The sequence below is a fragment of the Mesobacillus campisalis genome (assembly GCF_000986785.1).
Taxonomy (GTDB): domain Bacteria; phylum Bacillota; class Bacilli; order Bacillales; family Cytobacillaceae; genus Mesobacillus_B; species Mesobacillus_B campisalis.
Genome location: NZ_LAYY01000007.1, coordinates 85,072 through 107,724 on the forward strand (window position 1 = coordinate 85,072; position 22,653 = coordinate 107,724).

Below are 22,653 nucleotides of genomic sequence, written 5' to 3' on the forward strand. Positions count from 1 at the left end.
GGGGAGAATTATTTGCCTAAAGTACTGTTGCTTCTTTTTCTGACTGTTTGCTTTCAGGATCATGCCTTTGCTGAGGGTCCTATTGATACATACCATGATATTGTCAGGAAATTTATTCCCACGGAAGCTGACTTGATAAAGCCAAATCAACCTGCAGGTGCCCGCTCTATCCAGGTATATGACTTTGACTATGATGGCCATATGGAGATAGTGGCAACTTATAGGTTAAAAGAGCACGTGAAAAAACTGCATGTGGCTGTCTTGAAAAATGAAAACAAGCAATGGAAGAAGGTGTTTGAAAGGACAGAGGATGGCTTGGATATTGAATTTTCTGGCATGGCCGACCTTACAGGCGACGGCCAGCCAGAATATATTATTGGATGGGGGCTTGGCGCTTCTGCAGGCAGCATGATAGAAGCATTTAAGTGGAACAACAATACGCTTGACGGTATATTGGAACCTCGGTTTTTTCATAAGCTGGAGTTGCTGCGGACAGACAACAGCACTAGTCTGGCCCTCTGGGAACGATATTGCTGCGACGCCTTTCTGGTTGAGGTGCTTGCCTGGGATGGCCGGCAGATGAATTTCAATGAAGAGCAGTACAAGAAATACTACCCAAAAGTGGAAAAATACCATCGTGATAAGATTAAGGAAATGGATGCCTGGTTCTATTGGTACTCAATTGCCGATGCCCAACTGAAAGCAAATGATCTGGATGATGCCAAAGAATCGATACAGCGCGGTTTTTCGTATACTCACGGCAGGGAGGAATTCAATTTTCTTAGAAAAAGGCTCGAAGAGAAATTTTTATATTCTCAGTATTAGATGATAAAAAGGAAATAAACCGGTATTGAAAAATGGAACCTTTTCGGATTTAAGGCGTTATTATTTGAGAGATTTAAACGCAAGGATTAAAATAATGGAGCAAACATTAACGAATCCGGAAAGGTAATCAACTATGTCAATACTCGCAATACTGGGAATTATATTCTTCATCCTGCTTTATTGCGCAATCTGCATTTATATCGGATACAATTTTTGGGTCTGGCTAAAGCTGACGCCATGGCCCCTCAACAAGTGGTTTTATAATGGGATAATGGCGTTTCTGTCATTCTCCATATTCCTTGGGCAATTTATCAGCTTTCAGCCGCTAAAATGGGTTGGGGGCTTTTGGATGGCCATCCTGGGATATAGCCTGCTGCTGCTGCCGGTCGCGAATCTTGTTATTTATTTTATAAAAAAAAGAGCGGCCGTTTATTGGCTTGGCCTGGGCCTATTTGCCTTTTTTATGTTTGTCCTGGTCTACGGCTCGTTTAATGCCTGGAGCCCTATTGTGCGTGAAGTCGATATAAAGATAGACAAAGCATCCGATATGGACAATCTTAAAGTTCTCGTGGCTTCGGATATTCATTTGGGGGAGATTGTTGGGGTAAAACACCTGCAGCGCCTCGTTGATATTGTGAAAAATGAGCAGCCGGATGTCGTTCTCTTGCCTGGCGATATTATAGATGATCATATCGAACCGTTCATGGAACAGGACATGGGCAGCATCATGGCAAAACTAAAGGCGCCTCTCGGTGTTTATGTTATACCGGGAAACCATGACTATTACGGCAATGACCTGGAGTTAATGGCCGAAGAAATGGAAGAAGCAGGTGCCGTTGTTTTGATGGACCAGAGTGTGCTTGTTGATGACCAGTTTTATGTGGTGGGAAGAAAAGACAAAACGGACAACCACAGGGCTGGTGTTGATTCACTGGTTCAGAATCTGGATCACACAAAGCCGATCCTGATGATGGATCACCAACCTTATGATTTTGACATTGCTGCAGCAAATGGGATTGACCTTTTGCTTGCAGGGCACACCCACCGCGGCCAGCTGGCACCTGCCCATTTAATAACAGGGATGATTTATGAGAACGATTGGGGCTACCTTCAAAAAGGGGACCTTCACACCCTTGTTTCCTCAGGGTTTGGTACTTGGGGACCACCATTAAGGCTTGGCAGCAGGTCAGAGGTGTTCCTTATTAATTTGGAATTTACCCAACAATAATGAAGGAAACTGTTCCGCTGAGTATTCGGCGGAACTTTTTTGCATAATTTTTCCTGAGTAAATCATGCATTAGCAAGCTTATATAGATAGAAAATGGGAAATAGAACTTAGAGACCTTAATATGTATTCGCGTGGCGGATGAAGTTTAGAAAAAAAGGTCGCAGTGAACGGAAACTACACTTTATAACAGTGCACATTAAGAAAGTGAGGTTATCAAATGGAAAAGGACATGTCATACGGAAGTGACTATAAATTCATTCCTGCAACTTCAGTAAACAGCGGGACAGGGGTAGAGGTCCTTCCTGATCTATACAGCCATACGATACAGATTGTAAATCTCTTCCTGGTAGGCAAGCCCGACACTAAAAATTTCGTTCTCGTTGATGCCGGTATGCCTGGAAGCTTTGAGGATATTGTGGCTTTGGCAGAGGAACGGTTTGGCTCTGACGCGGTGCCTAAAGCAATCATTTTAACTCATGGCCACTTTGATCATGTGGGGGCGCTAATTGAATTGGTCAATCATTGGAACGTTCCGGTGTATGCTCATGAACTTGAGATTCCTTTTTTAACCGGGCAAATGAATTACCCTGACCCAGACCCTACCGTAGAGGGCGGTATGGTGGCAAAAATGTCGCCGTTGTTTCCGAATGAGGCCATTGACATCGGCAACCATGTTCAGGAACTGCCTGATGACGGAACTGTGCCAGGAATGCCGGGCTTCCGCTGGGTTCACACTCCCGGCCATACGCCAGGACATGTATCATTTTTCAGGGAGGAAGATCGGGCATTAATTGCGGGTGATGCATTTGTTACAGTGAAGCAGGAATCCCTCTACAAGGTGATAACTCAGGAACAGGAAATCAGTGGTCCTCCAAGGTATTTGACACCTGATTGGCCGGCAGCATGGAAGTCTGTTAAAAAACTGGAATCATTGAATCCTGCTGTGGCAGTCACGGGACACGGCTTGCCAATGTACGGTCAAAAGCTAGCTGTGAACCTTCAAAGGCTTTCGGAGGAGTTCGACAGGATTGCTATTCCTCGGTATGGGAAATATGTTAAAAAAGATAGTCGATAAGAAAGGGCATCAGCCTGGCTGATGCCTTTTGATTGTGGAAAGCCAAACCAGCCAAATGGAAAAATCATAGGGGAAAATGAGGAAATTTGAAAAAAAGACAGGGTTTTGCGGCTCCTCTGTTGAATAAGTTTGTAGATAATACAGATAAAGGATTGCCAGGAAGAAGGGGTAGGAATATGAGTAAAAGCTTTTTTGCTGACTACAAAAAATATATTGTCATCCCTGATGAAGAAAAAAAGGTTGGTAAAAAAGCCTTTGATCCAAGGGAATTTGCCGGGCACTATATTCTTACGCTTACGATTTATCAACCCGTAATCAAGACTTGGGAACAGGCAGAAAAATTCAACATTGATCCTCAAAAGAGCATAGAGAAGGTTCTTGAGGATTTTAACCGAAAGCATCATGATTTATACCATTTGGAACTACTTGAGCTGGAAGATCAACAGCTGTACTTTGTGCTTGCTTTCTCCTGCAGGGAAAAAATAGAGAAGGACAAGACGGAAGGCCTGATTTCGCATATTGTGGAAAGGCTCCTGACGAACCCGTTTTACATCGCCCAGTCCTGGTACAATTTAACCAGTGAAAGAGGGCGTGTGGAGCGCAAGTTATTCTGCTATTCTTACAGGGAATATACATATGACGAGGAATTGAAAGATGGATAGGCTGTTCATGGCGAACAGCTTTTTTCTTTTGATGAATAATAAAGGATCATGCACATATTTTATCAAAAAGGGAGGCCCGGCGAATGGAATTGGAGAGACTGAAAGCAATATTGACTGCCAGTCATATGAAAGAATTTGCTGAATTTGTTGATTATGGCTACATAGCAAAGCCGCAGCTTATACCAAACCGGGAAAAGCATTTTAGACTTAAGATGCTAATGGAAGAATTCAACTTTTTAGGTGTGGCAAATGAACTTCTGCGGCTAAACCAGTATGTCTGCGAGCAGCGCGAGACAAAAATGCTGCTCGACCGATTTAGTCATGGACTCAGACATGTAGCAGAGTATGTTAGTCAAAACCAGGAGGATTTGTATCTATTTAGCGGGCGAATTTATACATTGGAGCACGATATCGAATTGTTCGGGACTTTATCAGGAAAAGAGGCTGAATAGATGTGTCTGGCAAGGATTTTGTTCCTTTAGACAGCTGATGCAAGTTATGCTCCATTATTCCGCACGTTCTCCTGTACCTTTCCTCCCGGCAACTTGGGTTTTCCCCTTGAAAACAAGCCAAATCAAAAGGCTAAAGATAATGACCAATCCTTCAAGTGATAAAATGTACCATGGATAAGGTCCCAGAAAATCAAGGAGGCTGGCGATCCCCGGCTTGTGGCTAAGGAACATGTAATTCCCGTCCACCAATTTGTTTATGAGCAAGACGAAAGGGAGCAGGATGTTCAAGAAAATGAACACTCTGTAAACAGACCGGATGGTTGGCCGAAAGCCTAATACCCAGGTGAAATAAAAAACTGCCCAAATCATCATCATGTGGGTAAAGAAGAAATGAAAAAAACGGAAATGTGGAAAGTCAAAGTTTAATAATGGCGTCAACAGAGCCTGGGATGCTCCGAGCAGGGCAGTGAATAATAGAAGTTCATAAACCAGCTTGTTTTTGGTTATCAGTAGGATAATGGTGAGGAATAGGCTGATGCTGCATAGTTCAAGAGGAAGTGAATCGCTGGCATTCCAGTTTCCTGTTGCGGCCAGCCACAAATGAAAGCCAAGTTCAACTAGAAATAATGAGCCTGCTGCCAACAATTCCAGGATTCGCAGCTGGCGTTTTCTCAGCTTTGCATGTGAAAAGTAAAGGACAGCCGAAATCAAAATAAATATGGCAAGGACGGCCAAATGGCTTGCGGAGTACATTTCGAATATATATTTTTCATTGCTGCCGCTTAACCAGTTCATTGCTTGTCCTCCATTTCCGCCGCAGGATTTATTAATATCTTGGGTCCCTTCAACCATTATACCTTTTTTATAACCATAAAGTTCTAATTATGGCCATATTAAAAACGAGCAGGAAGTACTCTGCTCGTTTTTTGTTAAAAAGGGTACAATAAGTTGTCAGAAAATAATTACTTTTTCAATTTGAAGTAAACGCTTTCGATATGAAAATATCGGGGTGTACAGTTTGTAACGCCTCGCATAATACCGCTTTCCAGCCCTTGAACGTGTCGGCATTCCTTGTTACGGTTATTAAAAATGGAACAGGAAATGACAGAAAAGCGGTAAACCAAAAACCGGGCTGGTGGACAGTCCGGTTTTTTGCATCTTTTTTTGTTTAAAATTCTCTTTTCTTTTCATAATAAAGAGAACTTAGGTTTATCTGATTTCCATTAAGTGAAAAAGGATAAGGCCAATTGGTACGGAAAGGGGAAGGTGAATTGCCTATGAATGAAAAAGTGCCAGAAGACAAAAGTCTTGATAATAGCCTTGCTCTATTGAAGGATGGCTATCTGTTTATAAAAAGCAGGGTGTAGAAATTCGGAAGTGATTTATTTGAAGCCAGATTGCTTGGAGAGAAAGTGATTTGCATGAGGGGCGAAGAAGCAGCACGGCTTTTTTATGATACCGACCGTTTTCAGCGAAAGGGTGCTGCTCCGGTGAGAATCCAAAAATCACTCTTTGGTGAAAATGCCATTCAGACAATGGACGGGGACCCGCATGTCCATCGCAAGCTATTATTCTTGTCTCTCATGACACCTCCCCACCAGAAACGGCTTGCCGATCTTGCAAAAAGGCAGTGGGAAATCTCCCTAAGCAAATGGGAAAACAAAGAGGAAATCATTCTTTTTGAGGAAGCGAAGGAAATACTCTGTATCATTGCCTGTGAATGGGCAGGTGTACCATTGAAAGAAGAAGAAGTGAAGGAAAGGGCGGACGACTTTTATGCGATGGTGGATGCCTTTGGAGGAGTCGGCCCTCGTCATTGGAAAGGCCGCAGAGCCCGTAGGAAGACTGAGGATTGGATCAGAACGGTCATTGAGGAGGTACGCCGGGGAGAGCTGGAAGCTGAAAAAGGCTCTGCATTATACGAAATGGCCTTTCATAGGCAGCTGTACGGGAGAGAATTGGATACACAAATGGCAGCTGTTGAATTGATAAATGTATTAAGGCCCATCGTGGCCATTGCCACCTTTATCACCTTTTCCGCCCTTGCACTTCATGAGCATCCTGAATATAGAGAAAAGCTGAAAGAAGGCAACAGCATGTTCCTTGAGATGTTTGCACAGGAAGTCAGGAGATTTTATCCCTTTGGGCCATTTCTTGGTGCAAGGGTTAAAAAGGAATTTGTCTGGAAGGATGCCCATTTTACAGAAGGCATGCTCGTACTTCTTGATATGTATGGAACCAATCATGATGCCCGGTTATGGGATCAGCCGGAAAAGTTCAGGCCAGAACGCTTTGCCGAATGGAAAGGGAACCTTTTCGATTTCATTCCACAGGGAGGAGGAGCCCCGGACAAAGGCCATCGCTGTCCTGGGGAAGGAATTACCGTAGAAGTGATGAAAGCAAGCACCGACTTCCTAGTAAACAAGATTGAATATGATGTATTAGCCCAGAATCTGAATTTCAGTCTTTCGAGGATGCCTACTCTTCCGGAGAGCGGCTTCATCGTCAGCAATGTCAGAAAGAAATAAAGTTGAGATAACCTGCAATGATGCAGGTTATTTTTTTGCGTTGGAATCTCACTGAAAGAAGAGAAAGATTTACTAAATTTGTAATTAATGGGGCAAAGTATGGTTAATCCTGTCTGAACGACTTGAACAGGTTCCCGTTTTCCGGGAAGTACCAAACAAATGGAGCCTTGATAAAGATGAAGCTTAACAAACCGAAGTCAGCAAAAAAAGCAGAACTTCATACTGATAATACGGAACGTTTAATTTCGGCGGAACTGAATGCCAATATCGACATTTTAAAAGAGTTGTTCAAGGATTGCAGCGACATCGTTTTCCGTATGTTCAAGGCAGGGGCCCAGCGTGCGTATATGGTATTTGTGGATGGTTTGGTAGATTCGAATACTCTACAGTTTCATGTACTGGAACAGCTTGAAGAATCCGAGGGAGAGCATTTTACCGTTGAGCGGGTTAAAGACAGGCTCATTTCGGCAGGTACGGTAAATGATACAGACAAGCTTGATGAACTGGTCAAACAAATCCTGGGCGGCAATACTGGGGTACTGATCGATGGCCTGGATGCAGCTCTTATCATCGACGCCAAAGGCGGAGCACGCAGAAGTGTATCGGAACCTGAGACGGAGACGGCGATCCGTGGATCGCGTGAAGGTTTTACTGAAAGCTTAAGAGTCAATACCTCGCTTCTCCGCCATAAAATCAGATCGAACCGGTTAAAGGTCCTGTCAAAAACTCTTGGTGAAGAAACGCAAACCAACATTGCCATTGTATACATTGAGGGTCTTGCTGCACCCGAACTCCTCGATGAGGTTATGAATCGGCTCGAAAACATTAAAATTGATGGAATCCTTGAGAGCGGGTATATCGAGGAATTGATTGAAGATGATACATGGAGTGTGTTTCCGCAAATTCAAAATACAGAGCGGCCGGATACATTGGCTGGGAACCTGCTTGAAGGACGTGTAGGCATCATAGTGGATGGCACACCGTTCGCATTGGTTTTGCCCGCGACATTTTGGCAATTCATGCAGGCAAGCGAGGATTATTACCACAGGTTTCATATTTCTGTGTTTCTCAGGATTTTACGGCTCATTTTTATTTTTATTGCCTTGTTGCTGCCTGCACTCTATGTAGCCGTGACGACTTATCATCAGGAGATGATTCCTACCAATTTGTTGTTTAGTGTAGCGGCCAGCAGGGAGGCCATTCCTTTTCCGGCATTTATTGAAGCACTGATTATGGAAATTTCTTTTGAGGCACTGAGGGAAGCTGGAATCAGGCTTCCAAAGCTTGTCGGCCAGGCGGTCAGTATACTTGGGGCTCTGGTTATTGGCCAGGCAGCTGTTGAGGCAGGGATCGTTTCAGCTCCCATGGTCATCATCGTTTCCATGACGGGAATTGCTTCCTTCACGATTCCGCGATTTAACATGTCCATTTCCATTCGGCTGCTGCGGTTCCCAATCATGATTCTTGCCGGGATGTTCGGACTTTTTGGCATTGTGCTAGGAACCACCTTCATCCTGACCCACCTTGTCAAGTTAAGGTCATTTGGAGTTCCATACTTTGCGCCTCTGGCACCACTCAACCTTCGTGAACTAAAAGATGTCTTTATCCGCGCACCTTGGTGGGCTCTTGAAAAACGTCCCTCGCAAACCATTAAAGGAGATCTCCAGAGGCAAAGGATGCATTCCAAACCATCAAAGCCGAAAAAAGAGGGGAAGGATGTAGAAGGAGGAAGCGCATGAATAACAAGAAGACGTTTTTCTTTCTGATGCTTATCCTTACAACATTATTGCTTACATCCTGCTGGGACCGCAGGGAAATTAACGATATGGCTTTTGTCATTGCTACTGGCTACGATAAAGGCAATAAAAAGGATTCCTATTTGGTATCTGTACAAGTCCCTTTAATCAGCGCCATGGGAGGCGCAGGTTCAAGCGGAGGAGGGGGAGGCACGTCAGGTGGGAACCCTTATTTTGTTGATGGAGCAGATGGAAGAAATATAAGGGAAAGCAATATGAACCTCCAGGAAAGAATGTCGCGCAATCTTTATTTCGCTCACCGCCGTGTGGTGGTGTTTGGGGAAGAGATAGCCAAGGAAGGAATAAAAGAATCCCTTAATCTTATCCTGATCCAGCCGCAGTCAAGGATCTCCACTTATGTATTAATGTCAAAGGGGAGGGCGATTGATATCCTTAACACCCCTTCCCGGTTTGAAAAACTTCCGGGAGAAGCAATTAGGGAAATGGCGAAAAACAGCATTGAAGTAAATGTCAATGATGTCATTCAGCAATGGGAAAGCCCTGGGCTTGAAGCTGTCATTCCGGTCATTGAAAAAGGCAACACGGAAGTTAAAACCGAGACCGAATCGGAAATCTCAATGAACAAATTTGCGGTTATGAAGGATGACAAGGTCATTTTTACCACAAACAGGGAAGAGGCAGGGGGAGTTTTATGGATCAAGAACAAAATGAGAGGAAAGAATGTGACTTTCCCGTTTAAGAATAAGGGTGAAATCAGCCTGAAGATTATTCAGAGCAAAATAAACAAGCAGTTCAAAATGAAGGCAGGGAGGCCGGCCTTTACCCTCAAGGTGAACACGACTGGAATCCTGATGGAAAACGAACCTAATGTAAGCCTGGAAGATCCTCAAACGTATGTAAAAGTGATTAAAGAATTTGAAAAAGTAGTAGAGAAACAAATTACCTCACTATTAAATCATGCCCATGATGAAGGCAGCGATATTGTCGGCTTTGGCAATTACTTATATAGAACCCATAATCCAAGCTGGGAAAAACGATGGAAAAAGGATTGGAGGGAACGGTTGAAAGAGCTTGAGTTTACAGTAGAAGTAGAGGGAGACATTCAGCGGATGACCAATACGGGAATGACATTCAAGGGGGATTGAAATGATGGGATCAGGCAGTGTTGTTGTCGCAGTTGTATTGGTTTTTTATATCATTCATATTATGAGAGCAAAGCCGTATACACGAAAAAAACGAATTTTGATTTATGGCTTTGCCCTGGTTGCCTTTTCACTATCCCTGATGGTAACTTTCCAGGGGAACTTAGGCTTTATTGTTCATGCAATGAACAAGACCATAGGCGGGATGGTTAGGCTGGTGGTGACATAGTGAGTGAGAAAATTGGATCGTATCAATTAACAGTCCTTGTGGCGAACTTCATCTTTACTGGAACGCTTATCAGCCTTCCACAGTCATTGGCAGAGGTGTCGGGACAGAATTCCTGGCATGTCCCGTTTGTAGGCTTTCTCCTTATGGGTGCCTTTATCACTGTGCTGCTTGGCGGCAAACGGCAGCTGCCAAAATTTTCGAGGAAGTTTCTGGCGGGCAAGCGAAGCATCGTGGAGAAAATGTTTCTTGTCGCTTTTGCAATTTTGTTTGCCTCCACTTTTTTAAGAGATGTCCGAGGAATGGTGGATTTTATTGCAACCGTACTGTTGCCGACGACGCCCATTGATGTCCTGACCATTTTGGCGATACTGATGATCGTCTATTTGGCTAGTGCAGGGCTGGAAGTGATTGCAAGGGTAACGGCCATCCATTTTGGGGTCTTGGCCATCATCATTCTCGTTCTCCCGTTTATGTTGCTGAATGAGATTAACATGGGAAATTTCCAGCCGATTTTCAGCCAGACATATATACCGGATGTGGCCAAATCGTCCTTGATTCTTTTCTCATGGGTGGGGGAAGCCATTTTCATCCTCATCTTGGTCGGGAACATGGAAGATGTCAGCAAGACAAGAAGAGCAGCCGTCCAAGGCGTGGGGACAGGAATGTTTCTGCTGGTCATCGTGCTGGCGCTGATGGTTGCTGTTCTTGGTGTGGATATTGTAAAGGCATCTTCGTATCCCTCCCATCAAATGATTCAGCAGATTAACCTGACCGACTTTTTGGACAGGCTGGATCTGGTCATTGTTACGGTGTGGATACCTGCGTTTATTACAAAAATTTCACTGGACCTTTACTTAATCAACCGCTGTCTGACCAGCGGGCGCAACCAGGATGCGAATGTTATAATCGTTCCCTTGGGAATTGCGCTTGGCATGCTGTCCATCCTGCTGTTCCGCAACAATATGGAGCATTTGCAGTTTTCCTTTTATACCTGGGCTGCGTGGGGGCTCGGGTTCGAACTGCTTATTGGGAGCCTGTTCCTTCTCCGCAGGAAATTTACATAGGCGGACGGCTGGAAGGCTGGCCGCCTATGTTTGAAGCTATTTGCAAAAATGCCAATTAAAACAGGTTCAGTTTGGAGATTCTTTCGACGGCCTCGACGATCCTTTCTTCGTCAACCAGCAAACCAACCCGTACATAGCCCTCTCCGTATTCACCAAAACCGTTGCCTGCCGCAACCGCTACATCGGCTTTTTCAAGCAGGTAATCGGCAAATTGTTCGCTTGTAAATCCGTCAGGAACCGGAAGCCAGGCAAAGAAAGACCCGTCCGGAGCCTCGACGTTCCAGCCAATGCTTTGGCATGCTTTTACGAGGGTGTTCCGGCGCACCTCATAGCGGGCCACGAGTTCGTCAACACAAGTTTGGTCACCGGTGAGCGCTGCGGCCGCCGCCCTTTGGACAGCGGGGAACAGACTGCAGTACAAATGGTCCTGGATGAGGTTAAGAGCTTCAATGATAACTGGATTTCCGACGGCAAAGCCTACACGCCAGCCGGCCATATTATAGGTCTTGGATAAGGTGTACATCTCGACTCCTACATCCTTGGCGCCCTCAGCCTCAAGGAAAGAAACGGGCTTTTTGCCTCCAAAGCCAATGGCACCATAGGCGAAATCATGAAGAATCACGATATCATTCTGCTTGGCCAGTGCGACTGCTTCTTCAAACAACGCCAGGTCTGCGGTCGCTCCTGTTGGATTATTGGGGTAATTCAAATATAGCAACTTGGCCTGCTCAAGCTGGGCGGCAGGAATGGCATTGAAATCCGGCAGGAATTTATTTTCCGCTTTTAACGGGAATGTTTCGTATTCAACATTGGCCAATACCGTCCCGGATAAATAATCGGGGTAGCCTGGGTCAGGCAGCAGCATTAATTCACCATCATTCATGAGGCACATCGGCAGTTCGACCAGGCCGGCCTTGGTGCCAAATAGAATGGCCACTTCCTTATCGGGGTCCACTTCGACACCGTATTGCTTTTTATAGAACTCTGCTGCTGCCTCTTTCAGCTCCCCTATCCCGCGGAATGGGGAATATTTGTGAGTCTGCGGGTCTTCGGCAGCTGTCTGCAGGGCTTTTACAATATGGGGAGGGGTCGGCTGATCGGGATTTCCCTGCCCAAGATTGATAACATCCCGGCCCTCACTTAAGGCTTTGCTCACCTTATTTACCAGGCTGGCAAAGAATTGAACTGGCAGTTTTTTTAATCGTTCTGAGTGCTCCATGTCATCCACCTTTATGAAAAGTATTGCGATAATAGTACAAATTCTATAATCTTTAAGTAGAATTGTCTAGAGGTGGAGATGAAAATGAAAATTGCATGTGTACAAATGGATATAGCATTCGGGAATCCGGAAAGAAATTTTGAGGCCATCGAAACATACATTGAAGAAGCCGCAAATGCCAAGGCTGATGTCGTGGTTCTACCCGAAATGTGGAATGCGGGCTATGCACTCGATAAGCTCGATGTATTGGCCGATAAGGATGGCAGTCGGACGAAAGAGCTTTTTTCCCGGCTTGCGGGAGCATATGAAGTGAATATCGTTGGGGGCTCGGTGGCGACTAAGAAAAGGGATGGCTTTTATAACACGATGTATGTGGCCAGCCGTACAGGAGAAATTGTCACCGAGTATGATAAAGCACATCTTTTTAAGCTGATGGCCGAACATCATTTTTTGAACGCTGGCCAAAAAATGAATATATTTGAACTGGACGGGGTTACATGCGGAGGTATCATATGTTATGATTTGCGCTTTCCCGAATGGATTCGTGCCCATACGCTGCATGGCGCCCATATCATGTTTATTCCCGCCGAATGGCCGGCAGCGCGAATCGATCACTGGCAGCTGCTGCTCCAGGCTAGGGCTATTGAGAACCAGTGCTTTGTTGTAGGTGTCAACCGTACCGGCGATGACCCGAACAACAAGTTCAACGGGCACACCATGGTGGTTGCCCCTTGGGGGGAAGTCCTCCTGAGCAAGCAAACTGGAGAAGGAATTTTTTATGCCGAACTGGATCTGAAGCAGGTGGAAGCTGTGCGGAAAATGATTCCTGTTTTCCAGGACCGCCGTACAGACTTGTATTAAATGGCGTGGGCAAGAGAGTTTTAATGATTTTGAATTTGTTTTTGCAGCATTGAGCTTTTTTTGAAAAAATATTTTTAAAGATAAAGGAGCGGACTCTAAAAAAGTTTGCTTCTTTTTTTATTTTTCCGCTTGTAATTGAGGGAGGTTTATCATATAATAAATGAGTCGTTAAAAATACTGTCCCAGTAGCTCAGCAGGATAGAGCAACAGTTTCCTAAACTGTAGGTCGGGAGTTCGAATCTCTCCTGGGACGCTAGCAGAAACCATGTCTTCATAACAAGGCATGGTTTTTTATGTATAGGAAAAAGGACTGATCCTTTGAGGACCAGTCCTTTTTCTTATCTTTATACAGCTTGTCTTCGATATTCCTTCTTGAATTGGTTCAGCATCTGTTCTGTAATGGCTGCATAGCCGCTAACATTAGGGTGAACTCCATCAGCTGAAAGATTTTGAGGATTCTGGCTGTTGATCACCCTGGTGGTTTCAATGACCAATGAGGCAGGAACCTGCTGGGCCACTTCGTATATTTTGAGATTCCACTTTGGCAGCAGCTGGTCGGCCAGATTATAAATCTGATGGTCGACTGGCAGCGGATTATACAGTTCAAGGAAGACGATAGTAGCATGAGGATTCAGTTGTTTGATTCTGGCGGATATTTCAGTTAAATTGCTGGTAAAGGTTGATTGCAAAGCATCGAAAGATTTGATCGCTGTGTAAAAGTCCTGCTTTTTTGCGATTTTTAGAACATCATTCCCGCCAATATTGATGGTGATGATATCCGAATTTCGAATTTCCTCATCAAATACACCATTTTTTACTTGATGATTCAACTCCGAGCTGGTTAACCCATTTTTTCCTTTATTGCTATAATGAACGGTTTTGTTGAGTTCCACGCCTAATTGGCTGGAAAACTTGTATACCAGGTTTTCTGTTTCATTTGCACCAAATCCATGAATCACCGAGTCTCCGAGTGCAAGGTGGTTAATTTCACTGTCGCTGGATTGCCGGTAGTAATCCAGATAGGTTTGCCGGTCATAGTCAGTGCCCGCTTCAACCAGTTCTTCCTTCATCTTGTTTATTTGATATTGAGGATAATAAAACCATCCAGCGGCACCTGATCCAATAAGAACGAATGTTGCCAATGTATATTTTAAAGCTCTCACTCCAGACTTCCCCTCCATACCACTATTATAACAAGGCAAAAACAGTAAATACCTAGGTATTATTTTCCTGCTATAGGAAAGAAAAATATACTAAAAAAAGCAAAAGAAACGATTCATTTAATTGAATAGGTCAGGATTAATTGATTAAAATGCAAAATAGTGGTGGAAAATTGTTAGACTTTATGGAAAAATTAGATTAAAGGCAAGCTTGCATCTTTGGAATTGCTAATTTTGAGAATATTCAAAAAATCGTACAAGACAATTCGACAAGAAGAATAAAATCCACACCACTATAATTCGCTCATACATAATAATCAAGATGGTCAAGCAGATATGGCACGATTCATGTAAAAAAACGTCGATATTTTTGGATTTCCTTATTGTTAAAGGTAGTTTACTATTAATTTATACATTGGATGTTCAATCCTGTAATGGAAGAGACTGGAACATCAAACTATAATATTGACGGAGGTAACAGTGTGAGAGCAGCCACCAAAGAAAAACTGATGCCAAATTATGCGGAAATGAATGATGAGATTTTAGTCCAGCTATTCCAAAACGGGGATGGGGAAGCATCGGAATACTTAATGAAGAAATACCGCAGCTTTGTCCGAGCCAAGGCAAGCCGTTATTTTTTGATCGGAGGAGAAAAAGAGGATATTGTTCAAGAGGGAATGATTGGTCTATATAAGGCCATTCGAGATTTTAAAGTGGACAAGCTGTCTTCTTTTAAAGCGTTTGCAGAACTTTGCATCACAAGACAAATCATTACCGCTGTCAAGTCGGCAACCCGCCAAAAGCACACTCCTCTCAATTCCTACATTTCCCTGAACAAACCCATTTACGAGGATGAATCCAATCACACCCTGATGGATGTCATCACAGGTCCCGCGGAAATGGACCCCGTGCAACTGATTATTGACCAGGAAAAAGCGAATGATCTGGAACAGCGGATGGCAGAAAGGCTGAGCGACCTCGAGAAGAAAGTACTGGAACTTCATATTGCCGGTCATTCCTATGTCGAGATTTCCAGGAATGTGAACACGCATGTTAAATCGATTGACAATGCCCTGCAGCGCATTAAACGCAAGATGGAAAGGTATTTGGAGCGTAAGGAAGTCCTCCTTTAACAGGCGAATAGAAAGACAGCAGAAAGGCTTTTCTGCTGTCTTTCTTTTATGGCCGCGTTTAAATTGATGTGGATGGAGTAGTGTAATCGACAAGAATGGAATACAAGTGGAAGGTTGTAGGCTGAGTCAATGTTATGTATTGCGTGGCAGAAGCGCCTTCGGGATTGAATCGTTACATGAATGGAGGAACTCCGTCGCTTATTCCTTTAATAATGGCCGAGATGGACTGCACCTGGCTTTCATCAAGGTCAAAGGCTTCTTTCACTTTTCTTTCAAGATCTTCTGTCACTCTCCGTTTACCTACTTCGACAAGGGCTATCAAGGCAAAGCTGCAATTTACAATTCTGGCAAAATCACGCTGGTTGAGATTATAGCTTTTTCTCAAAAACTTGATAATTTCTTTGTTCATACGCTCACTCCTTTAGAAAAAGCTATTATAAAAGTAACTTATACTTATAAGGTTGTCAAAGTGTTTTTAGTGACAACCTAATTGCGTTTGGATTTCTGCAAATGGGTAATGTATGAAAAGTCCTTAAATATTTTAGCTTTCCATAAGTTTTTGCTAAATGCAGGTTTGATGGATTTAAATACGTATGAAGTTTCCGTTCCCACATGAGACCAGGCAACATAAGATGAAGGAAAGAGGTTATTTAAAAATGGTTACGCTAGGTCCCCGAGTGTTAAAAACAGGCATGGCTGTGACTCTAGCCATATATATTGCCCAGTGGCTAGGTCTTGAGCCGCCATTATTCGCTGCCATCGCTGCTACTTTTACGATTCAGCCCTCCCTTTACAGGTCATGGAGGCAAGTCCTGGAGCAGGTCCAAGCCAATTCTGTCGGAGCGGTGATTGCCCTCGCAGCAATTTATCTTTTCGGCAATACTCCGATTGTCATCGGCATGGTGATGGTCGCCGTCATACTGGTCTGCTTGAAACTGAAGATTGCCGGAACGATTCCTTTGACACTGGTGACTGCCCTTGTGATGATGAGTCAGCCGGAGTTCGATGGTCTGCTCGCGGCAGCCCACAAATTTATTGTTGTCCTTGTTGGGATGGGCTCGGCCTTTTTCGTCAACCTGCTGGTCTCACCCCCAAATTACAGTAGGAATTTCCTGAACGAGGAAAAAGAAACGCTCCGGCTTCTATCCTTGCTATTGCGGACAGCCATCTCCGATGAGTTGACAGAGAAATCGTTTCAGCAGCAATGGAATGAGGTGAAAAGCAAACTTTCGAAAATGGAAGAACTGTATGGTTTGCTTGATGAAGAACGAGAGCATATATCCAGGGTCAGGCACCTTGATGTCAGGGAAATAGTAGTCTTTAAGCAGAAATTGAAATGCCTGAAGTATGGAGATAGTCTGCTTGAGGTTATCGAAGAGCATTATTTTCAAAGCGGCCCAATTCAACAGGAACGCGCCATTTTTGACAGAGAGATTGAGAGGCTAATGGCGGAGCATGAATATCTTCTCTTAAAATTTGATCGGATGGTTAAGGAGCTGCCGGATGAGAGCATCTACCGGGAAAGAAATAAAGAGTTTTTCAAGAAGGTGCTTCAATCTCATAAAAGTGACAGCAATCAGAAGATGCACCAAGTTTTGGTGGGTTCGGCCATCGTGGAATATGCTTTTCAACTGGAACGTCTGAATGAGTTGACCGAACGGTTCTTAAGAAGGAAAAAGGTGCTGTCACCTAAGGATTGAAGCTGAAGAGGGAGTGGACAAATGCTGGCATTCAAATTATTGCTGGGGTTGTTTGTCATTGGGATTTCCGTTTATTCGTTGATTACAGGCGATGACTCCTATGTTTTATGGAACCAGCTGATGCTTGCAATCCTAATGTTCCTATTGGGCTGGACAGATTGGAAAGAGGATAAAAAAAGATCAGGGAGCCTGTCCATGGCCGTGGGCATAGTCATTTTCCTATTGTTTTTCCACTCAATAATGCAGAGATGAACAGAGCTTCAATGAGGCTCTGTTTTTCCGTCCGCAAACTGGGATTGTGCTATAGTGGGAATCAGGGAGGGAATGGAATGAGGGAACTGCAGCACATTTTAAATACGCATCAATTTCAATCTAAAGCTACGCTGATGGAACAGCTTGGCAGACTGGGTATAAAAGCAGGTGACCATATCATGGTCCATGCATCCATGAAGGCAATGGGCTGGGTAGCCGGCGGACCGCAGGCGATTGTCGAGGCATTGATTGAAAGTGTTACTCAGGAAGGCACAGTGGTGATGCCTGCCCAATCTGCCGATAACTCTGAACCATCCTATTGGATGATGCCGCCTGTTCCGGAGGAATGGCATGCCCCTATTCGAAAAGAATGGCCGGCATTCGATCCTCATCTAACGCCACTGCGAGGGATGGGAAAGATTGCGGAGTGTTTCCATCGGCATCCTGCGACGATCAGGAGCATGCATCCTGCACACTCATTTATGGCATGGGGAAGGTATGCCGCAGAGTGGATGAAGGTTCATCCTCTTGAAGATTCATTCGGCAAGGGGTCTCCCTTGGGCAAAATGATGAAAACCAATGTAAAAATCATGCTGATCGGCGTAGACTTTGACGTGTGCACAGCCCTTCATTATGCTGAGTCTGTGCAGGAAACGAAAACCACATCTCCCCAGGGGGCGGCAATATTGGCAGACGGAGTGCGCCGCTGGGAAACCTATGAATGCATGGATATGGATTCTGACATTTTCCCCGAGATCGTAAAGAGCTTTACGGGGGAAATACAGAAAGGAAAACTTGGACAGGCTGACACAAAAATAACATTGATGCGCCCGCTTGTGGAATTTGCGGTGGACTGGCTGAAAATACAAAATGCCCAAAAGAAATAAGGGGAAGCCCCGCTGCAGCCAAAGCTGGCGGGGCTTGTTTTAAAGCTTATTTATTTTCTTTGGCCTACTGCCAATTATAAGTGGTGTTTCATAACCATTTATTGTTAGTGATTCAAGCCTTTCTGGAGGATCGGCGGCTTTAACGCCATGTTTTCCTTTCCTGGAACAGGCCTTCAGGTTCAGCAAGGATACATGCTTTGCACCTTTGCCTATGTCAATCGCTTTTGGAGCTGAATCTTCTATGGTGATGTTGCTAAGCTGAACATAGTCGGGGTGCTGTTTGCCCCCATAAATCTTTATATCGGTTCCAGCCTGGTGGAAATCCCGAATGGCAACTTGGTTCATGCAAACATTTCTTGCCTTATATTGGATGGCGATGACCGGTTGTCCTTTGTAATCATAGTAAGGATCGCCTATCAGGGTAAACTGGTTGACCACCACATTCCGGTAAGCAGAAACTACCATGCCTCTTGGTGTTGACCCTTCATACAAATCCGTATATCTTGGAGCAATCGAGACAAGGTTGGTTGCACGGATATTATAGGCCGTCTTTGAATCAGGTTCGGTGTTTTTATGGTGCCCAATATGGCGAAAGTTGTAGCTGCGGTTGTCATGGACGGATAGGTGGCCGATAATCTGAACATTATTCCCGGCGGAGGAATTATGGTGAGCCTTGATCTCCACTCCTCCAAAACATCGGGACGTCGAGTTGTTGACAAGCCAAACATTTCTTGACCCGTCGTCCACTTCAATTCCATTTGAATTGGAAAAGCCTTTTTGGTGTGCCCTGCCGCTCGGATCACACATATGGCAATTCGAAATGAAAATATTGTCACTATGGTGGGTGGTAATCCCATCGTCTCCAAAGCCAAAGCCAGTGCATTGGTCAATCCAGACATATTCACTTCCGCGGCGCGCCCTGTTGCCATCCCCGCTGTAATCATAAAAGGTTGAGGTAATGTCAAAACAGTGCAATCCAGGGTTGATTCCTTCCACGTTTGTTATCCATCCATATGTTACATTGGCATAGGCGAGACAACTGGAATGATTGCCCCATGCACTCGTTTTCCTGGTTTTGCCAAGCCTCTCAACATTCCAGTCAAGACTCATTTCTCTTACGGCAATATGGTGATTTCCGCGCCAATGGTGGGAGTTGGTCACCAACCGCATTCCTTTTGCAGCTTTATCACTCAGCTTTATAACTGTTTTCCCTTTACCCGAACCCGAAAAAATGGTCCAGGAAGGAAGTCTGATTCCTTTCGTAACATAATGTCCCTCAGGCACGTATACTTTTACCCGTCCCTTGCCAATGGCCTTTTTAAATGCTTCGGTGTTATCAGTAAGCCCATCACCAACAGCCCCAAAATCAGCCACATTCACTTCCCGTTCTATTTCCTGCTCAAGATTCCTGTATTCATCGTCAAGCCTGCTCTTCCAATCAGGGCAGGCTTTGCCAGCGTGGTTTATAACCGTTTTGCCGTGAGGTACCTTATAGGATGCCCTGCTCAGTAAGACACTGGCCACTCTTGCCCCAGTCTTTTTTATCATGTCGGTCAGAGAAGGCGAGGGGGTATGTATAGGCAGAGGTGCTGGTTTGTTGAGCATCTCCATGAAAATTCGGTCTGTTTCCATCAAGGCCTCGTCTATATTAACTTTTTCATAAGAGTATTTTTCGATTAATTGGGCATTTCTCCCCGGGTCATGCCTTTGATCCAAATAAAGCATACAGTCACTTCCTTTGCGCTAGACTATACAGTACTTTCCCTGTCTTTAAGCAAATATTCCATCCCTGGGGCTAGTGCGTCAAATGAAATCCTTTACAGACATCTATTTTATGGCTATGATAATCTTAAAAATAATATGAACACTACTAGGGGTGCCTATGAAACAGGCTGAGAGGAATAAGATTCCAACCCTTCGGACCTGATCTGGGTGATGCCAGCGTAGGAAAGTAGTCAAAAATGGGAGTTATTTTTGCTATTTAAGCCAGGTCCAATCAGGGTCTGGCTTTTTTGGCGTTTTAGGAGGAGGAAGAAGAATGTTGGAAGCAGGAGCTATTCTGGAACAAGTGAGAAGTGCAAATCCATTGGTACATAATATTACAAATGTGGTTGTCACGAATTTTACAGCAAATGGGCTGCTGGCGATGGGGGCATCACCAGTAATGGCTTATGCCCGTGAGGAAGCGGGAGAAATGGCGGGCATCGCGGGTGCACTCGTGCTCAATATCGGGACCTTGGATGAAACTGTTGTGGAGTCGATGCTGATTGCCGGAAAAGGAGCGAATGAACAAAATGTCCCTGTCGTGCTCGATCCGGTTGGTGCAGGAGCTACAGCCTACCGTACAAGAACGGCCAGAAAGCTGATAGAGGAGCTGAATATTGCCGTGGTCCGGGGAAATGCAGCTGAGATAGCAAACGTTGCCGGCAGGAACTGGGACATTAAAGGGGTTGACGGAGGTCAAGGAAAAGGAGATCTGGCAGAGCTGGCGATAACGGCCGCTAAACAATTTAACTCTGTGGTAGTCATAACAGGAAAGGAAGATGTTGTTACGGACGGCAAGGCTGTTTATATCATAAAAAATGGCCATCCTCTGCTAACCAAGGTTACTGGCGCCGGCTGCCTGCTATCTTCCGTGATTGGTGCCTTTTTGGCGGTTGAAAATAACCATGTCAATGCTGCCGCCGCCGCGTTGGCTTTCTATGGAGTGGCAGCTGAAAGAGCAGCAGGTCTTGCCGGGGGAGAAGGTCCTGGCACCTTTCAGGTTCAGCTGCTTAACTCATTGTCATTTGTATCTTCAAAAGAAATAAATGAAAAGGCAGTAATTATGAATGGGGGCGGGAAACATGAAAGTATATAAGTCTTTAACAATAGCAGGATCAGACAGCGGGGGCGGTGCCGGAATTCAGGCGGATTTAAAAACCTTCCAGGAGCTCGGTGTCTTCGGAACTAGTGCCTTAACTGCCGTGACTGCACAGAATACCATGGGGGTACAAGATGTATTTCCATTAAACCCGGATCAGGTCATAAAACAAATCCATTCGGTAGGCAGTGATATTGGGGTTGATTCCTTAAAAACAGGAATGCTTTTCAGCGCTGAGATTATTTCGGCTGTCGCCCGCACGATCCGTGAATTTAAATGGGAAAAGCTTGTCGTGGACCCAGTCATGATTGCCAAGGGAGGGGCCTCCCTTCTTCAGCAGCAGGCCGTGGCGGCACTCAAACAAGAACTTTTGCCTCTGGCCATGGTCTTGACGCCAAATATTCCAGAGGCGGAAGTACTTACAGGGCTTAGCATTAAATCAGAAGAGGACAAGAGGGAAGCGGCCAGGAAGCTCCATGGAATGGGTGTGAAAAATGTCCTGGTCAAAGGCGGCCATGAGGACGATCGCTATCAAGCCACAGACCTTCTTTTTGATGGAGATGGGTTCTATACTTTTCAAAGCAGGAGAATTGCCACAAAGAACACCCATGGGACAGGATGCACTTTCTCAGCTGCCATAACTGCCGAACTTGCCAAGGGGGCAAGCATCCATGACGCTGCGGCGACGGCAAAAACACTCATACAGGCGGCAATTGAGGATGACCTGAACATTGGCAGCGGTCATGGTCCAACGAACCACTGGGCTTACAACCGGAAGATGAAACTAAATAGATAATAGGATATAAAAGGATCTTCCTGCTTGGCTAAGGATAAAGGAGAGAATGAATATGGGACGGATGGACAGCAATAAACTGAAGGATATGCTGAAGGTTTACTTTATAATGGGAAGTGCGAATTGCCGTAAAGACCCCGCTGAAGTTTTAACGGATGCGATTTCGGGGGGCATAACCATGTTTCAGTACCGGGAGAAGGGGGAAGGTGCCCTGCAAGGAAACGAAAAATGGCAGCTGGCAAGGAGACTAAGGTCAATCTGTCATGAGCATGCGATACCGTTTATTGTGAACGATGATATTGAACTCGCACTTGAAGTGGATGCAGACGGAGTGCATATTGGACAGGAAGACGAAAATGCAGAGCTTGTCCGGAAAAAGATCGGAAATAAAATTCTCGGCGTCTCAGTTCATGATCTAAAAGAAGCTGAGGACGCGATCCGCAGTGGAGCAGATTATTTTGGCGTTGGGCCTATTTTTGCAACAACAACCAAAAGCGATGCCAAACCTGCAAGGGGAGGGGCTTTTATTCGGGAATTAAGGGATGCAAAATATGTGAATCCAATTGTTGGGATTGGCGGAATCGTTCCCGGTAATGCTGCTACCGTAATGGAAGCAGGTGCAGATGGTGTTTCGGTCATCACAGCCCTTACGCATGCCCATCAAATCCAGAAAGAGGCCAGACTTTTAAAAGAAGCGGTCTTCCATGGGAGCATGAAGTAAACTTTAGGTTTCGGTTTATTTCAAATAAAACCCCTAAAAAGAAAAAAACTCGTCAATTGACGAGTTTTTTTCTTTTACCTAACTTTTAGATAGCTGCTAACT

General features: G+C 44.8%; 22 protein-coding genes, 1 tRNA gene, 1 pseudogene and 1 riboswitch. Of the genes and pseudogenes, 19 read left to right on the forward strand and 5 right to left on the reverse strand.

Annotation, left to right across the window (positions count from 1 at the left end):
* The first annotated feature begins 12 nt into the window (after positions 1-12).
* The 5 genes from WQ57_RS26880 (at position 13) to WQ57_RS07950 (ending at position 4,242) form a co-directional block, all read left to right on the forward strand.
* A complete protein-coding gene (locus tag WQ57_RS26880) occupies positions 13-825 on the forward strand; it encodes a hypothetical protein (RefSeq protein WP_046523216.1) in 813 nt (270 codons plus the stop codon).
* 349 nt (positions 826-1,174) lie between these two features.
* Entirely contained in the window at positions 1,175-2,053 is an 879-nt protein-coding gene (locus tag WQ57_RS07935; protein ID WP_052948683.1) for a metallophosphoesterase, read from the forward strand.
* A 217-nt stretch (positions 2,054-2,270) separates the two neighbouring features.
* Positions 2,271-3,128: an MBL fold metallo-hydrolase gene (locus WQ57_RS07940; RefSeq protein ID WP_046523217.1), complete on the forward strand. Its 858-nt coding sequence runs from the start codon at positions 2,271-2,273 to the stop codon at positions 3,126-3,128.
* A gap of 176 nt (positions 3,129-3,304) precedes the next feature.
* Positions 3,305-3,790, forward strand: a complete 486-nt coding sequence (locus WQ57_RS07945) for a hypothetical protein (protein ID WP_156183087.1) — start codon at positions 3,305-3,307, stop codon at positions 3,788-3,790.
* A gap of 83 nt (positions 3,791-3,873) precedes the next feature.
* Positions 3,874-4,242 (forward strand): hypothetical protein, encoded by a 369-nt coding sequence (locus WQ57_RS07950; protein WP_046523219.1) that lies wholly within the window; start codon positions 3,874-3,876, stop codon positions 4,240-4,242.
* Positions 4,243-4,296: 54 nt separating this feature from the next.
* Here WQ57_RS07950 and WQ57_RS07955 read toward each other — a convergent pair whose 3' ends face one another.
* Positions 4,297-5,037, reverse strand: a complete 741-nt coding sequence (locus WQ57_RS07955; protein WP_046523220.1) for a YwaF family protein — start codon at positions 5,035-5,037, stop codon at positions 4,297-4,299.
* 482 nt (positions 5,038-5,519) lie between these two features.
* On the opposite strand from WQ57_RS07955, the pseudogene WQ57_RS07960 reads away from it, so the two are divergent.
* From WQ57_RS07960 to WQ57_RS07980, 5 genes and pseudogenes are all read left to right on the forward strand, one after another.
* Positions 5,520-6,770 (forward strand): annotated as a pseudogene (locus tag WQ57_RS07960) (cytochrome P450).
* 176 nt (positions 6,771-6,946) lie between these two features.
* Positions 6,947-8,509 (forward strand): spore germination protein, encoded by a 1,563-nt coding sequence (locus WQ57_RS07965; RefSeq protein WP_046523221.1) that lies wholly within the window; start codon positions 6,947-6,949, stop codon positions 8,507-8,509.
* Positions 8,506-9,672: a Ger(x)C family spore germination protein gene (locus tag WQ57_RS07970; protein WP_046523222.1), complete on the forward strand. Its 1,167-nt coding sequence runs from the start codon at positions 8,506-8,508 to the stop codon at positions 9,670-9,672. The genes WQ57_RS07965 and WQ57_RS07970 overlap by 4 nt, the downstream gene beginning before the upstream one ends.
* Position 9,673: 1 nt before the next feature.
* Positions 9,674-9,898 (forward strand): hypothetical protein, encoded by a 225-nt coding sequence (locus WQ57_RS07975; RefSeq protein ID WP_046523223.1) that lies wholly within the window; start codon positions 9,674-9,676, stop codon positions 9,896-9,898.
* The gene (locus WQ57_RS07980) at positions 9,898-10,962 is read left to right on the forward strand and encodes a GerAB/ArcD/ProY family transporter (RefSeq protein ID WP_046523224.1); all 1,065 of its coding nucleotides are present in this window, start codon (positions 9,898-9,900) and stop codon (positions 10,960-10,962) included. Before WQ57_RS07975 ends, WQ57_RS07980 begins: the two co-directional genes overlap by 1 nt.
* 55 nt (positions 10,963-11,017) lie before the next feature.
* Here WQ57_RS07980 and WQ57_RS07985 read toward each other — a convergent pair whose 3' ends face one another.
* Positions 11,018-12,181: a pyridoxal phosphate-dependent aminotransferase gene (locus tag WQ57_RS07985; protein ID WP_046523225.1), complete on the reverse strand. Its 1,164-nt coding sequence runs from the start codon at positions 12,179-12,181 to the stop codon at positions 11,018-11,020.
* An 84-nt stretch (positions 12,182-12,265) separates the two neighbouring features.
* Between WQ57_RS07985 and WQ57_RS07990 the strand changes: the two genes are divergently transcribed.
* Together WQ57_RS07990 and WQ57_RS07995 are read left to right on the forward strand one after the other, a co-directional pair.
* Entirely contained in the window at positions 12,266-13,042 is a 777-nt protein-coding gene (locus WQ57_RS07990) for a carbon-nitrogen family hydrolase (RefSeq protein WP_046523226.1), read from the forward strand.
* A 179-nt stretch (positions 13,043-13,221) separates the two neighbouring features.
* Positions 13,222-13,295 (forward strand) — tRNA-Arg (locus WQ57_RS07995).
* Between the two features lie 91 nt (positions 13,296-13,386).
* Here WQ57_RS07995 and WQ57_RS08000 read toward each other — a convergent pair.
* Positions 13,387-14,205, reverse strand: a complete 819-nt coding sequence (locus tag WQ57_RS08000) for a GDSL-type esterase/lipase family protein (protein WP_046523227.1) — start codon at positions 14,203-14,205, stop codon at positions 13,387-13,389.
* Between the two features lie 479 nt (positions 14,206-14,684).
* Between WQ57_RS08000 and sigH the strand changes: the two genes are divergently transcribed.
* Positions 14,685-15,335: an RNA polymerase sporulation sigma factor SigH gene (sigH, locus tag WQ57_RS08005; protein ID WP_277620281.1), complete on the forward strand. Its 651-nt coding sequence runs from the start codon at positions 14,685-14,687 to the stop codon at positions 15,333-15,335.
* Between the two features lie 172 nt (positions 15,336-15,507).
* On the opposite strand, the gene WQ57_RS08010 is transcribed toward sigH, so the two are convergent.
* Entirely contained in the window at positions 15,508-15,744 is a 237-nt protein-coding gene (locus tag WQ57_RS08010; protein WP_046523228.1) for a helix-turn-helix domain-containing protein, read from the reverse strand.
* Between the two features lie 247 nt (positions 15,745-15,991).
* Here WQ57_RS08010 and WQ57_RS08015 point away from each other — a divergent pair, with 247 nt between their 5' ends.
* From WQ57_RS08015 to WQ57_RS08025, 3 genes are all read left to right on the forward strand, one after another.
* Positions 15,992-17,035: an FUSC family protein gene (locus WQ57_RS08015; protein WP_046523229.1), complete on the forward strand. Its 1,044-nt coding sequence runs from the start codon at positions 15,992-15,994 to the stop codon at positions 17,033-17,035.
* Positions 17,036-17,056: 21 nt separating this feature from the next.
* Entirely contained in the window at positions 17,057-17,287 is a 231-nt protein-coding gene (locus tag WQ57_RS08020; protein ID WP_046523230.1) for a hypothetical protein, read from the forward strand.
* Between the two features lie 77 nt (positions 17,288-17,364).
* Entirely contained in the window at positions 17,365-18,174 is an 810-nt protein-coding gene (locus WQ57_RS08025) for an AAC(3) family N-acetyltransferase (RefSeq protein WP_046523231.1), read from the forward strand.
* Positions 18,175-18,213: 39 nt separating this feature from the next.
* Here WQ57_RS08025 and WQ57_RS08030 read toward each other — a convergent pair whose 3' ends face one another.
* Positions 18,214-19,899: a glycosyl hydrolase family 28-related protein gene (locus tag WQ57_RS08030; protein WP_046523232.1), complete on the reverse strand. Its 1,686-nt coding sequence runs from the start codon at positions 19,897-19,899 to the stop codon at positions 18,214-18,216.
* Between the two features lie 137 nt (positions 19,900-20,036).
* Positions 20,037-20,141: riboswitch (TPP riboswitch) on the forward strand.
* A gap of 71 nt (positions 20,142-20,212) precedes the next feature.
* On the opposite strand from WQ57_RS08030, the gene thiM reads away from it, so the two are divergent.
* Genes thiM through thiE form a run of 3 tightly spaced genes read left to right on the forward strand, consistent with a single transcriptional unit; the run spans position 20,213 to position 22,551 of the window.
* Positions 20,213-21,034: a hydroxyethylthiazole kinase gene (gene thiM, locus WQ57_RS08035; protein WP_046523233.1), complete on the forward strand. Its 822-nt coding sequence runs from the start codon at positions 20,213-20,215 to the stop codon at positions 21,032-21,034.
* Entirely contained in the window at positions 21,021-21,833 is an 813-nt protein-coding gene (thiD, locus tag WQ57_RS08040) for a bifunctional hydroxymethylpyrimidine kinase/phosphomethylpyrimidine kinase (protein WP_046523234.1), read from the forward strand. The genes thiM and thiD overlap by 14 nt, the downstream gene beginning before the upstream one ends.
* Before the next feature lie 52 nt (positions 21,834-21,885).
* A complete protein-coding gene (gene thiE / locus WQ57_RS08045; RefSeq protein WP_046523235.1) occupies positions 21,886-22,551 on the forward strand; it encodes a thiamine phosphate synthase in 666 nt (221 codons plus the stop codon).
* Positions 22,552-22,653 lie beyond the last annotated feature (102 nt).